The sequence below is a fragment of the Bartonella sp. JB63 genome (assembly GCF_002022665.1).
Taxonomy (GTDB): Bacteria; Pseudomonadota; Alphaproteobacteria; order Rhizobiales; family Rhizobiaceae; genus Bartonella.
Window position 1 is genome coordinate 323720 of sequence record NZ_CP019788.1, and the last position, 14682, is coordinate 338401.

Annotated in this window: 12 protein-coding genes and 1 pseudogene; 9 read left to right on the forward strand and 4 right to left on the reverse strand. The window is 34.8% G+C overall.

Translation table 11 applies throughout. The features are described 5' to 3' along the window. Positions 1 to 14: 14 nt before the first annotated feature. Positions 15 to 950, forward strand: coding sequence for a heme o synthase (locus BJB63x_RS01400; RefSeq protein ID WP_078718691.1), 936 nt, complete (start codon positions 15 to 17; stop codon positions 948 to 950). 879 nt (positions 951 to 1829) lie between these two features. Here BJB63x_RS01400 and BJB63x_RS01405 read toward each other — a convergent pair. From BJB63x_RS01405 to murJ, 4 genes and pseudogenes are all read right to left on the reverse strand, one after another. Beyond that, complete coding sequence (locus BJB63x_RS01405; protein WP_078718692.1) at positions 1830 to 2420, reverse strand: NifU family protein; 591 nt, start codon at positions 2418 to 2420, stop codon at positions 1830 to 1832. Between the two features lie 53 nt (positions 2421 to 2473). Further along, positions 2474 to 2965 (reverse strand): universal stress protein, encoded by a 492-nt coding sequence (locus BJB63x_RS01410; protein ID WP_078718693.1) that lies wholly within the window; start codon positions 2963 to 2965, stop codon positions 2474 to 2476. 47 nt (positions 2966 to 3012) lie between these two features. Then, positions 3013 to 4074: a tryptophan--tRNA ligase gene (trpS, locus tag BJB63x_RS01415; RefSeq protein ID WP_078718694.1), complete on the reverse strand. Its 1062-nt coding sequence runs from the start codon at positions 4072 to 4074 to the stop codon at positions 3013 to 3015. Between the two features lie 74 nt (positions 4075 to 4148). Next, positions 4149 to 5710: pseudogene (gene murJ / locus BJB63x_RS01420) on the reverse strand (murein biosynthesis integral membrane protein MurJ). A 980-nt stretch (positions 5711 to 6690) separates the two neighbouring features. Between murJ and BJB63x_RS01425 the strand changes: the two are divergent. The 8 genes from BJB63x_RS01425 (at position 6691) to BJB63x_RS01460 (ending at position 14556) form a co-directional block, all read left to right on the forward strand. Beyond that, positions 6691 to 7536, forward strand: a complete 846-nt coding sequence (locus BJB63x_RS01425; protein ID WP_078718696.1) for a TIGR01459 family HAD-type hydrolase — start codon at positions 6691 to 6693, stop codon at positions 7534 to 7536. Beyond that, positions 7536 to 8528: a bifunctional riboflavin kinase/FAD synthetase gene (locus tag BJB63x_RS01430; protein ID WP_078718697.1), complete on the forward strand. Its 993-nt coding sequence runs from the start codon at positions 7536 to 7538 to the stop codon at positions 8526 to 8528. The genes BJB63x_RS01425 and BJB63x_RS01430 overlap by 1 nt, the downstream gene beginning before the upstream one ends. 1079 nt (positions 8529 to 9607) lie before the next feature. After that, positions 9608 to 11689: a flagellar biosynthesis protein FlhA gene (gene flhA / locus BJB63x_RS01435; protein WP_236823874.1), complete on the forward strand. Its 2082-nt coding sequence runs from the start codon at positions 9608 to 9610 to the stop codon at positions 11687 to 11689. 7 nt (positions 11690 to 11696) lie between these two features. Then, positions 11697 to 12482: a flagellar biosynthetic protein FliR gene (locus BJB63x_RS01440; RefSeq protein WP_078718699.1), complete on the forward strand. Its 786-nt coding sequence runs from the start codon at positions 11697 to 11699 to the stop codon at positions 12480 to 12482. After that, positions 12482 to 12826 (forward strand): hypothetical protein, encoded by a 345-nt coding sequence (locus BJB63x_RS01445; protein ID WP_236823863.1) that lies wholly within the window; start codon positions 12482 to 12484, stop codon positions 12824 to 12826. The genes BJB63x_RS01440 and BJB63x_RS01445 overlap by 1 nt, the downstream gene beginning before the upstream one ends. A gap of 173 nt (positions 12827 to 12999) precedes the next feature. Beyond that, a complete protein-coding gene (locus BJB63x_RS01450; RefSeq protein WP_078718700.1) occupies positions 13000 to 13569 on the forward strand; it encodes a rod-binding protein in 570 nt (189 codons plus the stop codon). 79 nt (positions 13570 to 13648) lie between these two features. Further along, positions 13649 to 14092: a flagellar protein FlgN gene (locus tag BJB63x_RS01455; RefSeq protein ID WP_078718701.1), complete on the forward strand. Its 444-nt coding sequence runs from the start codon at positions 13649 to 13651 to the stop codon at positions 14090 to 14092. Next, the gene (locus BJB63x_RS01460) at positions 14089 to 14556 is read left to right on the forward strand and encodes a hypothetical protein (protein WP_078718702.1); all 468 of its coding nucleotides are present in this window, start codon (positions 14089 to 14091) and stop codon (positions 14554 to 14556) included. Before BJB63x_RS01455 ends, BJB63x_RS01460 begins: the two co-directional genes overlap by 4 nt. The last annotated feature ends 126 nt before the right edge of the window (positions 14557 to 14682 follow it).

The window sequence follows — 14682 nt, forward strand, 5'->3', positions numbered from 1 at the left end:
GGTTCTGTGACGGAATGTCTGTTTCAAGAGAATTACCGGCTAAAAATGGTAAATTAATCTCAATAGTAGCTGATGTTTATAATTATGTTACATTAATGAAACCAAGGGTCATGTTACTTGTTGTGTTTACTGCTTTGGTTGGATTAATGTTATCACCTACTGTTATGAGCCCATTACATGGTTTTTTAGCTATTTTGTGTGTAGCTCTAGGTGGTGGTGGTGCGGGAACCCTTAATATGTGGTATGAGGCTGATATTGATGCGGTGATGAAACGTACCCAAAAGCGTCCTATTCCAACTGGTAAAATCAGCCGTAGAAAAGCGTTTATTTTTGGTTTAGCCCTTTCTATATTTTCAGTTTTGATTATGGGGATTTTCATTAATTGGTTTACAGCGTTTTTTCTTTCTTTTACAATTTTCTTTTATGTTGTTATTTATACAATTTGGTTAAAGCGTATAACATCTCAGAATATTGTGATTGGTGGTGCAGCAGGGGCTTTTCCACCAATGATTGGATGGGCAGCTGCAACAGGTACAGTGAGTCTTGAAAGCTTCTTCTTATTTTTAATCATTTTTATGTGGACCCCACCGCATTTTTGGTCTCTTTCTTTGTTCTCATCTTTTGATTATGATGCAGCAGGTATTCCTATGATGCCTAATGTACGAGGAGAGCAATCCACAAAAAACCAGATTTTAATTTACGCTATTATTACGGCAATATGCGCTATTGGCCCTTATATTATAGATTTTGCAGGTATTATCTATGGTATCTTTTCAACAATCTTAAGCACTATTTTCGTTTATTTTTCTTATTGTTTATGGAAAGCTGAGAAAAATGATGAAACCATTGTTATGGCGAAGAAAGTGTTTTTCTTTTCACTATTTTATTTATCTGCTATATTTGGCACTCTTTTGGTTGAATCCATCATTGGGCGCTTTATTATCCTATAGTGTTGTAAATAGGTGAAAAAGTTCTTAATAGAGTTCTGTGATTGTATGCTAGAGGTATAACGCTTCTATTGCAGGAAGCTATAAAGTTCTTCAAATATAGGTCTTACGATATACAGGTATTTATTATCATATTTTCGACAGTACCAAAACAATAACAACTTTTATTCTCATACTTAAATCTTTAGAAGGAGAGCGTTTGAAATCAGTCTGAATAGATTTCAGATGGTCTTTTTGGTGTTTCATTTGTTAAGCTATGAAAGATGTTTTTCTATTGTAAAAGGATGCATCAAAACTAAATAATATAAAATTACATGATAAAATCTCCCTTTATAGGGCTAAAATCATACACAATAAACTAAACAAGATAAGTTATATAGAAAGTTTAAATTTTACTTTATGAAATATATTTTTCATGAGTTATTCCTCTTTATTTAATTTCCAATTTTTGCAAAAATTATAGATGATTTTTGTTGTTTCTAAATTAACGAGTAATAACTCATTTGAAAAATTCTAATAAATAAACCGAGTTATCAAATGTATAACAATTATTATTGCTAATAATTCCAGTTTCCTTATTAATTTTATAACTTACGATTTCGTTATCTAACCAAAGGAAGATTTACCATTCACAGTATGCTCATAAGGTATGAAAGAAATGTCTTTAAGCTTAGAATTTTTTTATTTATAAAATACTTGCATACTATTTATTTTTTACAGTCTTCATTAATAAAAGACAAAGTTTTTTAGACAAAGTTTATTAAATTATATCATAAAAATGCTTGTTCTGAAATGTGAGAAAAATAAAATATATTGATTTTTAAAGACATTTTCTATCCAATTACACAATTCGTAGTGGGTATTTTTTTATCAAATGTCCTTTCACAGTGCGGCTTTTTGTGGCATAGCTTCAACACCTAACACTTCTGGAATAAAATGCCGTAAAAGATTTTCAATACCATGTTTAAGTGTTGCTGTTGAAGAGGGACATCCAGCACAAGCACCCCGCATGTCGAGATAAACAATCCCGTTTTCAAAACCGCAGAAGGTAATATCACCTCCATCCTTCGCTACAGCTGGTCGTACCCGTGTTTCAAGCAACTCTTTGATGACAAAGACAATATCAGCATCTTTTTCATCAAAAAATTCTTTATCAGACATATTGACTTCCATTTGTGTGATCGCATTTGTAGTAACAACAGGATCATTGGAAAGAAAATGTTCCATAATTGTGCCTAAAATAGCTGGTTTAAGATGCTGCCACTCTCCTTCATTTTTTGTTATAGTAATAAAATCACGCCCCAAAAAAACACTCTTTACATTTGGAATATTAAATAATTTGGCAGCAAGGGGAGAACTTTTAACAGCTTCTTCGCGATTATGAAACTCTAAGACACCTTGAGGAAGAACAATACAGCCTGGTAAAAATTTGAGAGTTGTAGGGTTTGGTGTGCTTTCAGTTTGAATAAACATACATCATTCTTTCATTATTAAGACTTTAGAAAAAATTCATAAAAAGTATTGTTTTAGGCAACTACTTCAATTTCTTCCTCAGGGAGGTCACTTGGGATAATGGTAACGGGGATAGGAAAAGTACTTCCCCGATGAGCGATGGATTGAATAAGCGGTCCTGGTCGTTCTGTATGACAACTTGCAGCTAAAACAATGAGGGCGATATCCTGATCTTCATTAATCAGTTTGAAAATTTCATCAATTTTTTTCCCTTCACGCATAATTGTTTCTGCTTCAAGAGCTTGATTAGTACGCACGTCATCAGCGATTTTTTCCAGTATTACACAGGCATGTGCTGTTGATTCCGTCCGCATAATTTTATCAACACCCAAAAAATGCTGAAATCCTGAGCTGTCAATAACAGAGAGCAAAATTAAGGTACCATTCGTGTTTTTAGCATGTTGCGCAGCAAAAATAACAGCACGCCGACATTCTGGTGTTTCATCAATGATAACCAGAATTTTTCGTTTGTGATCTATTTCTTGACTTTTTCGCTTAGAGAGCATGTCATCTTATTTCTAATATTTACGGTTAAAGTTTGACCATTTCGATTTTATATATTGTGTACAAAACCGACAATTTCACGAATTTTTTTCATATTTTTTTCTGCTAAAAGACTTGAACGTTGTGCACCATCAAATAGAACAGAATCAATATAGGTTTTTTCTTGACAAAGACGACGTAACTCTTGTGTTATTGGTGTGAGTTTATGAACGATGAGATCAGCTAAAGCTGATTTAAAAATTGAAAATTGTTTACCTGAAAACTCTAATAGTGCTTTTTCTTTGCTGATTTCCGCAAAAGCAGCATAAATACCCAATAAATTATTAACCTCTGGACGTTTTTGTAAATTGGTTAACGTATCAGGAAGAGGAATAGAGTCTGTTTTTGCTTTGCGTATTTTTTGTACAATAAGATCGGCATCATCGATCAAATTAATCCGCGAAAAATCAGAAGGATCTGATTTTGACATTTTTTTTGTGCCATCACGTAAAGACATAATGCGCATAGCTGTATTTCTGATAAGTGCTTCTGGCATCGGAAAAAAAACTTGTTCACCATTTTGCATCGAGACACCAAAATTTAAATTTGCAATACGATCAGCATAAATTTTGTTGAATTTTTGTGCGATATCACGTGTTAATTCAATATGTTGTGTTTGATCTTCTCCTACAGGAACATGTGTCGCACGATAGACTAAAATATCAGCAGCCATCAAGCTTGGATAGGCAAAAAGTCCAAGTGATGTTTGTTCACGGTTTTTTCCTGCTTTATCTTTAAATTGAGTCATCCGTTGAAGCCAGCCAATGCGAGCAATGCAATTAAAGATCCACGCTAATTCCGTATGTTGAAAAACACGTGATTGATTAAAAATAATCTGTTTTTGAGGGTCAATACCGGCTGCTAAAAAAGCTGCTGTTACCGTACGGGTAGATTCTGCTAAACTGAGTGAATCTGGATTAGTAGTCAGAGCATGCATATCGACAACACAATAGAGACACTTATAGGATTTTTGCAGATCGACCCACTGTTTGATGGCTCCAAGATAATTGCCAAGGTGCAGGTGACCACTCGGTTGTACACCGGAAAAAACAAGAGGTGTGAGGGTGTCCATAGAAAAGGCCTTTCTTATCATATCATGTGCTTAATATGTTTTGGCGAAGGATATTTCTGAAAACAAGAGAAATATTAGAGGCGCTGTTTCAAATTTTTACGTAAGAGTGATAAATAATTGGTTCCAAGTAAAAGACAAATAATAAAATAAACAGATGTTGCGACAAAAAGTAATCCTGCTAAGGTGCTTGCACGCAGGAAAAATGAGGTTTGTGATGATAAAGCCACAGAGAAAAAGTTAAGGGAATAATACAAGGTTAGAGCCATGAATATAGAAGCGACCATAAGAGATATTATCCGCTTTATAAGTTGTGCATCATATTTCCAATAGCCTCGTTTAAAAAGAACGCTACAAAGCAATAGAATATTAACCCAGCCGGCTGTGATTTCTGCGATAACAATACCTTGTGCCGATAAGAGTGAGAATAATATTAAGGCTAAGCTGATATTGATAAAAACGCAAATACCTGCGAAAATCATAGGTGTTTTTGTATCTTCACGGGCAAAAAAATTAGGAATAAAAACCTTTATGAGCACAAAAGCTGGGAGACCGATTCCATAAAGCTGCACCAACTGAGCAACACTGCTTGTTGATCCACTGGTAAATTGACCTCGTTCAAAGAGGAGACTGATAATGGGATTAGAGATCAGTAGAAAAGAAACCGATGCGGGAAGGGTTAAAAATAAAGAGAGCTCAATTGCGCGATTTTGCAATTCATTGGAGTCTATATGTTTTTTGTTGCGTAGGGCTTTTGTTAGTTCGGGGAGAAGAACTGTTGCAACTGCAATTCCAACTACTCCAAGTGGTAATTGGTAGAGACGATCAGCGTAAACAAGAGAGGAGACAGCACCTGATTGGCTAGAAGCAATGTTGGTATTAATCAATAGATTTATTTGTGTAATCCCCCCTGTTATGGCAGCGGGGAAGGCTAAAATTAATAATTGGCGTACATTGGGACTAAAATGGGGTAAGCAGAGGGAAATTTTCATTCCGCTTTTACGTAAAGCTATTGCTAGTAGAGTCAATTGGAGGAGGCCTGCTGCTGTTACACCCCAGGAAAGATTTAATCCAATATGCCAAGCATCAAGTTGATAAATCCAAGCGTAGGCGAGTACACATATCAAGATAATATTTAAAAAAACAGGGGCAATGGCTGCAACGAAATAGTGTTGGAGTGCATTAAGCATTCCCCCATCATCGCTACTAAGGACATGCAGGCTAAATAGGGGAACATAATAGCGGTAAAACGAATTGTTGCGTCAAATTTTGTAGCATCTTCCGTAAAACCTGGTGCAATCAGCGTACGGACCAAAAAAGGCATACTCAATTCTATAGCAATTGTTAAAAGTAAGAGTAGTGAAAACAAAACACTGAAGACTTCTTCTGCGAATTTGCATGCATTTTCTGTTCCATTGTTTGTGATTTTTTTAGAAAAAAGAGGAACAAAAGCTGCTTGAAAAGCTCCTTCAGCAAAAAAACGACGGAAAGTGTTGGGAAAACGAAAAGCAGCGTTAAACGCATCGGATACAGGACCTGTTCCAAGGGCCGCTGCCATGAGCATTTCACGGATAAAGCCGAAAAGACGGCTCATGAGAGTTCCGGAAGCGACTGTTGCAAATTTTTTAATTAGGGTCATAAGGATATATTAGGTGTAAATGAAGGAGAATATAAAAGCTATTCTCGATAATAAATTATAATACGTATTTGATATTAAAGGAGCATTCTATGATGATATTTGTTTTTTTGTCAATAAGAACGCACCTGTATTTATTGATGCTGTTTTTCTTTCACGTGTATAAAGGGATTAATTATTTTTTTAATAAAGAGCAGTATCATTTTACAATGAAAGAGTTATGTAAATGCTCTATTTTCTATTAATCTAATGTTCTTTCATAAAGAAAATTTCTTTTATGACCGATTAATTTTAAAGAGAGAAGAGATTGGGAAAATGAAATGAAATTCTGTATGAGATCACATTTCTCCCATTTCCTTCTACAAAGCTTATTTTAAAAGGTTCATAATTTTCTTTGCAAGACTTAGGGAACTGCTGTTTAAAGCGACTATTAAATTTTCTTATAATGTGTGTGTTTTGTTACTAAAAACTTACTTTTTGATAGAAACAACCCTAGCAATTCTTTTTATCATCCATATAGGGTATAATTCCATCGATTTTTATATATGATTTGAGAGAAGTAAATTATTATCTTTATTAAAAACAACAGAATTAAATATCATAATTTATCTAAAAAATATTGTTATATATATATTAAATCAATATTATTTCGTATTATGTTATGAATTTGTCTCATAGAAATAATTTAATACTCTGTAATTTATTTAATTTACTTGTTGTATCCATATTAACTACTGATTTTTTATATTTTAATAATTTCTAATTATCTTGTTGTGTTGCATAAAAGACATAAAAGAATTCAAAAAATGAATAGAAACAATTGATGAACGCGATGCATGGGGGAAGTTTGAAAATCCTCTTTTGGTCCTATGAGTCAGTAGATCAATGTATTAAAAATAAAAGAATTGGAATATATTGATATGATATGTAAATATAAGAGTTAGAATAGCTTAAGAAATAGCGAACACATCAGCAGGTGTATTATGAAAGAACTCACGCATATCGATCCTCTGATAGGACAATATGATGCTGTTTTTTGTGATGTTTGGGGTGTTGTACATAATGGTGTACAGATCTTTGAAACAGCAGTGCAAGCATTGAAAAAAATTCGACAAATGGGAAAAAGTATTATTCTATTGACGAATTCTCCTCGACCACAAGAAGAGGTCGCCATTCAATTACAAAGGATGCAGGTGGATACAGAGTGTTATGATGCAATTGTAACTTCAGGTGATGTGACACGTGACCTTATTTGTTCTGCGCCCCGTAAAGTTTTTTTCATTGGTCCAAAACGTGATTTGGTTTTATTAGAGGGGTTATCCTGTGAATTGGTTAAAGAATGGGAAGCTTCTGCAATTGTTTGTAGTGGTTTTCTTGAAGACTTAGAGGCGACACCAAATGCTTATGAAGAGATGTTTCATCGTTTGCGGGAGAGGAATTTACCTTTCATTTGTGCCAACCCTGATATTATCGTTCATTTTGGAAGTCAAGAAATTTGGTGTGCTGGTTCTTTGGCGCACTTGTACCAAAAATTAGGAGGAGAAGTGCGTATTGCTGGAAAGCCTCATGCTCCAATTTATGAGTGTGCCTTTAAAAAACTACAGAAAATCTGCGGGTTAGTAAACAAAAATCGGGTTCTGGCTATTGGTGATGGTCTTTTGACCGATGTTAAAGGGGCGATTCATTTTGGTCTTGATTCCCTTTATATTATGGGGGGAATTCATCATAAAGATTATGGGCACAATGGTGTAGTGGATAAAGAAGCTTTGCATACTTTTTTTGACCTTTATGGTTATCAGCCATATGCAGTGATGTGGATGCTTCAGTAATGTTTGATTTTTTGCGTCTTCAGGAATATAATCTTCTTCCTTTAGCTTGGCGTGGCTCGGTACTCGCGATTGGTAATTTTGATGGTGTTCATCTTGGTCATCAAGCGGTTTTACAAAAAGCTCTTGATTTGTCACATCAAAAAAAGAGGCCAGCTCTTGTTTTAACGTTTGAACCACATCCAAAAAGTTTTTTTCAAGGTTCAGCTTCTGTTGATCGTTTAACACAAGCTGCTGAAAAAGCTGAAATTTTTAAAACTCTTGGTTTTCATGGAGTAATAGAACAACCTTTTGATGCACAATTTTCTGCTCTTTCGGCTGATGAATTCATCACTGTCGTTTTAAAACAAGCTTTTGATGTTTCTGTTGTGGTGACGGGGGACAATTTTCGTTTTGGCTGTCAAAAAAGTGGAAATTTGAGCTTTCTTCGTCAAAGAGGTAAAGAATATGGTTTTGAAGTAGTGCAAATTCCTTGTCTATGTATTGGACAAGAACAAACGATTTCTTCAAGCTTTATTAGGAAACTCTTATTGAAAGGGCTAGTGTCACAAGTAGCTCATTTGCTAGGTTATCACTATCGAGTGAGTTCGAACGTTGTACAAGGTGAAAAGTTAGGGCGGCGTTTGGGTTTTCCTACAGCCAATCAGTTTTTGCCTCCTCAGACGAGTTTGGCAGATGGTGTTTATGCAGTACGATTTCGTCGTGCTAACGGTGCTTTACATGATGGTATTGCCAGTTTTGGACGTCGACCAACCGTTGTTGTTAATGGAGCATCAGTGCTAGAAACTTATTTATTTAATTTTAATGATGATCTTTATGGTGAAAATTGTACAGTTTCTTTTTTGCAGTTTTTACGAGAACAAAAAAAATTTGATAGGTTAGAATCTTTAATAACCCAAATGCAACACGACGCAAGAGAAGCACAAATAGTTTTAAAGACAAAACAGCCACTTTCATTATTGGATAGAATATTAACTTTTAAAAATACACCTTAGAAATGATTTGAGAAGGAAAAAAGAGCAGAAAAAATAGCGCTTAAACTCACTATAAGCACGAGATTATATTCTAAAATATCTTGGACAATATGAAGTTTTCGTTTATAAGTGGGCGAAATAAATATTTTAAGATCTGAGTTAATCATTGCTTATTTCTTTGCTGTCTGAAGGTATGTTTCCTAATATTTAATACTTATTTCTTTCTAATTGATAAAAAAATTAAGGATGTGCTTAATAAGCACAATGCATCAAGTCTATTTTAGCAGTGACAAGTTTGAAGAGGAAAAAAGACGATTTTGAAAATAATTGATAGTTTTAGTATTTCTTTTTTCTATGATTGGAGGTGAAGAGCTATAATATAGCCTTTAATTTCATAAGTATAAAAAGAAAACAAAATTGAGTTAATAAAAACTTTTTAATGAGCTTAATTGCAGATCGCCATTTTAAAGATGATTTTTGTTCGTATCTTAATTTCAATCTTTATCTGCACATTAGACAAAAAATAATCCTTACTTTGCTATCAGCTTTTCCAATATTATTACACATTCTTATTGGGGTCATTTAAAACTGAATACAAAAACAAGAAAAATATCAAAAAGTCTACAGCTATTTATTGCGCTCCCAAAACTAGGGCGATTACAATAGCAGCATTAATACCAACAATCAGCGTTGAATAAAGCATAGTAGTTTTGATAATATCAATCACCAAACTCTCCTCTTCAAATTAATTTAAGATTCACATAATGTTACAGGATGTAATATATGCTGATATAAGCTACTCGGCAAGCTTAAAATAATCCTTTATCTATTTATAATTTGATATATTTTGTATTTTATTTAGTAGAAAGATGAAGAAGCTTTTGCGTTTATATCTTCATTTTGATTTAGAAGAGTTGTGTAGTAAAACACCATTTTCACACAAGCTTTGTTATTTATTTTCACAATGAAGTAATGAGCTAAGAGCAAAGATAAGCCGAAGAAAATGAACTGGATGTGCTTTGAAAATGGGCTAAAAGCGCTTTTGATGAAGGTATTCAGTGTGATTGTATAAGGAGACAAGTGTGCAGCAGCATAGCCCAATTATCAATATAGCTAATCAGGATAAGTTTTCTGGCCGAGATGTTGCATTTGCAGCAGGAATTATCATTATTCTTACTGTTCTCTTTTTACCAGTTCCTGCTTTTGTTTTAGATTTAGGGCTTTCTTTTTCTATTGCATTTTCTGTTTTGATTTTGATGGTTTCGTTATGGATCCAACGGCCTCTTGATTTTTCAGCCTTTCCAACAGTTTTGTTGATTGCAACCTTATTGCGTTTATCACTTAATATTGCAACCACTCGCGTGATTTTGACCCATGGTAATGAAGGTTATAAAGCTGCAGGGAACGTGATTCAAGGTTTTTCGCAATTTGTTATGGGTGGGGATTTTGTTATTGGTCTTGTTGTTTTTGCTATTTTAATTATCGTCAACTTTTTGGTGATCACCAAGGGTGCAACGCGTATTGCTGAAGTAGGAGCACGTTTTACACTGGATGCTATTCCAGGAAAGCAAATGGCTATTGATGCTGATCTTTCATCGGGTCTTATTGATGAAAAAGAGGCACAGCATCGCCGTCAGGAACTTGAGGAAGAAAGCTCATTTTTCGGGGCAATGGATGGGGCATCGAAGTTTGTGCGTGGTGATGCTATTGCCGGTCTTATTATTACGGCTGTTAATATTTTTGGTGGTATTGTTATTGGTGTAACGCGGCATGGGATGTCATTGTCTGGTGCAGCGGATGTTTTTACTAAGCTATCTGTGGGGGATGGTCTTGTTACACAAATACCAGCATTGATCGTTTCTTTGGCGGCCGGTCTTTTAGTTTCAAAAGGTGGGACCCGCGGTTCTGCTGAAAAAGCTGTTTTAGGGCAGCTTGGAGGGTATCCTAAAGCTCTTTTTGTATCATCATTACTGTTATTGATGTTGGGATTGATGCCAGGTTTACCTTCTTTTCCTTTTTTGCTTTTATCTGCTCTGATGGCTTTGATTGGTTATTCTATTCCACGTCGTTTAAAAAGAGAAGCACTTGCAAAAGAAGCTTTGCATGAAAAAGAGAACCAAATAGCTCAACGGGAAGAAAGCCAATCAGTAAAAGCATCTCTTGAAATAGTGCAGATTGAAATTGCTATGGGTAAGCAATTATCTCAACATTTGCTACCGCAAAAAGTTGAGTTAGCTAATCGTGTTGCAAAAATGCGCCGTAAATTTGCACAGGAATACGGTTTTGTTATTCCTGAAATTCAAATATCCGATGATTATACCGTTCCGGGAAAAAGCTATTGGATTAAATTGTATGGTACTGTTATCGCTTCTTACGAAATGCGTATTGGCGATGTTCTTATTATGCCAGGCAATAAACCTATTCCGAATATTCCAGGTGAATATGTGTCTGAACCGGCTTTTGGAATGCGTGCTTTTTCAACTTCAGAAACATTTCGTTCTGAACTAATGCGTGAAGGCTATATGGCAGTCGATAATCTTTCTGTGCTGTTAACCCACTTAAGTGAGGTTTTACGTAATAATTTAGCACAATTATTTTCTTATAAAGATATGCGCATTCTTCTTGAACGCTTAGGGAACGAATATCGTAAATTATTGGAAGAGATTTGTCCTGCACATCTCTCCTATTCGGGCTTACAATCAATTTTAAAACTTTTATTATCAGAACGTGTTTCTATCCGTAATCTTAATCTGATTCTTGAGGCGGTTGCTGAAATAGCGCCCCATGTACGGCGTTGTGAACTGATTGCTGAGCACGTGCGGTTGCGTATGTCACAACAAATTTGTGGTGATTTATCTGAAAATGGCATTTTGAATGTGTTGCGGATGGGAAACTATTGGGATCTCGTTTTTCATAAGGCGTTAAAGCGTGATACAAAAGGCGACATCATTGAATTTGATATTAATCCAGTTGAACTTGAAAAATTTGGTACGGATGCGACAAAACTTATTCGACAATATATGGAAAAAGCAACGCGTTTTGTGCTGATTACATCTCCTGAAGCACGACCGTATGTTCGTATGATTATAGAACGTCTTTTTCCAACTTTGCCTGTGTTGTCGCATGCAGAGATTGCTCGTGGGGTTGAAGTTAAGACATTAGGAACCATCTCTAAAGGGTAAGAGGTTTATGTCATTAACGTCTTTTCTTCCCCTAACGTCTTTTTCAATTGAGCAATTGGTGACCATTGCTGTATTAATTTTTTCACGGGTAGGAGCTTGTTTAATGTTGATGCCAGGAATGTCCAGTGTACGCATTCCCATGGGCTTACGTTTATTTATTAGCATTTCTTTTTCACTTGCTATTCTTCCTATGATCTCGGATTCCTTTAAAACTCTCGGTGATAAACCCGATCTTGTACTGCTTATAAGTGCTTTGTTTGCTGAGATGTTAATTGGTGCTACTTTTGGAGTAATTGCTCATGCTTATTTATGGGCTTTGCAATTTATGTCCTCAATTATTGGGATGTCGCTAGGATTCTCCGGTCAACCTGGTCATAGTATCGTTGATTCAACACCAGAATCTCATGTCGCGAATATACTCGTTTTTACGGCTACCATGCTTTTTTTTACAAGCGATTTACATATCGTAACTATCCAAGGTCTTTTGGCATCTTATGATATTGTGCCTCTGGCTTTTATTCCAAATCCAGAAGCTGCTTTAACAGATTATCGTGAGGCTTTATCACACACATTTTTAACTACATTATCAATAGCAGCACCTTTTATTATTTATGCAATTTTGATTAATATTACAATCGGATTACTAAATAAATTAACGCCTACTATTCCAGTTTATTTTATTTCATTACCTTTTGTTATGTGCGGAGGTTTATTTTTACTTTATATTTTGATGCCAGAACTTTTACACTTGTTTAATTCTGAATTGCATGATTGGCTTAAGAAAGGGCCTTAATGATACAAAAAAGCAAACGTTATAGAAGACTTCTAAAAGTGCAAAGTCTTATGGAAGGATATCATAAAGCTGAATTGGAATATATGAAGGGCCAGCTTTTTTCTTGTCAGGAAGAGACGCGTATGCTCTTTTCATTGATGGAAAAAGATTCGGCTTTCAGTTTTTGGAATGCTTCTTTTTTAGTAAAGCGTTTACATCATACTGCTAAATCTGAAGAGAAACTCCAAAGACAAATTATGAAGCAAAAACAAGTTGTGCGTGAAGCTTCTAGTCGTTCAAAAAAATTAGGGGATAAGTGTAAAAAAGTGCAATCAATAGAAAAAGAAAACAATTTAGTGATATGATAGAAGAATATATTGCGAATAAAACGCGTGGGATATCAGCTTGACGTAAGTTTGGGTCTTTATATCATTGACTTAATTATAAGGATTTCTTCCTTTCTTTGAAAAAAGAGAGAAATCTTATAGGACAGAATTTGACTGCAAAGAAAAGCAAGAGCTATAAAAAGGGGAAATCTATGGCTATTCAGCCTCCTTCTGATATTGTGCTTGATGTTGCCCGTGCGGCAGATCCATTTGAATATCGAGCTTCTATTAATAAATTGTATTCTTTACAAAAAGTTCAACGTACTCAGGCGATTGAAGGCGAAGGAAATAGTTTTGCTAACTTAGCAAATATCGACTCGGCTTCAGCGGTAAGAGACAGTTTAACTTCTGATAGAATTGTGCAACAGACCCACTTAAAACCACAGTCTATAGAAAATAAAGAGGCCGCAGTTTTTAGAGATTTTGAAGCTTTTGTGTTGCAAACTTTTGTTGAGAGTATGTTTGGAACCGATATACAATCGATTTTTGGGAAGGGACAAGCAGGACAAATTTGGAAGTCAATGATGGCTGAACAATTAGCCAAAGAATTTGCAATATCTGGTGGAATTGGCATTGCACAGATGTTGGTTTCTGATCAAATGAGGAAAGAAACGGACTCATCAATGTCTGAATTAGAAACAAATCAGGCATTGGATACCAAAGATCATCGTTTACTGGCCGATGCAGTTATTTACAAAAATGAACTAGATTTGACGCGTTAGCGTCAAATAAAAATAAATCGATCATCTTATTTAAGAGGATGAGAATTGGATAATATAATACTGTCAGAGGGGAATAAAAATGTCTGTAACACAATATAATGACGAAAATATTACATTGAAAACAAAAATTCTCAATAATGATCTTATTGGTCGTGATTGGGCAATGACTAAACTTACTACTGCCATTAAGGGGCTATCAGAAGTTGTTGACTATGAAAGCAATATGCTGGAAAATCATGGTGTTCCAGATTATGAAGAAATTAATTTACGTAAAACACGTGGTTTACGTGATCTTAATAAATCAATGAACGATATAAAACGTTATATGGATCAGGATATTGAAACTGAGGTACAAACCTTGTTAACGTCTCTACAAGACAAATTGAACCGTAATAGTGAACTCCTTCGTATTCATTTAGAAGCAGTAAGGGATTTATCTCGAATTATGCAAGTTGCCGCTCGCGCTGAAGAAACAGATGGAACTTATGATCCAGTTTTGGTTAATGCTGGGCATTTTAAATGATTAGAATGATTGCAATGGGTCTGTGGGTTTGTTTGGTAGCGTTAGGTGCTTTAGTTCTTGGCATTAGAATGAGTGCAGTTGACCCTAATAGTTTGGAAGAGACTTCTCCCATTGCTGTAGAAATTGGTTCTAATAATACAGAAATCATGAGTGTTCCAGTTTTGGTTGATGGTGATGTTCAAGGGTATGTCATTGTGCAACTCACCTATGTGGTAGACAAAACAGTTGAAAAAGAAATATCTATTCCAATAGGAGTCTTGATTAATGATACCATTTTTCAGTATTTTTGGGGGAGTTATTCTGATGTACGTGCAATCGAAAAAGTAAAATTTCAAATGATCAAAAAACGGATTATTGATGATGTCAATCAGCGTTTTTCAAAAGTCGTCCTGAAAGATTTGCTTGTTAAACAGTTTAATTATCTTTCAGTTGATAAAATACGTGGCATGAAAAATACACAGTAAAGATTTTTATTAGCTTTTTTAAAGATGATAGAATATAAAAAAGTAAATTCCCAAAGGATTATATTTTGGGAATAATTTTTCTTAAGAAATCTCTTATATTAGTTAGTTTTTTTATGATTTTTTTAA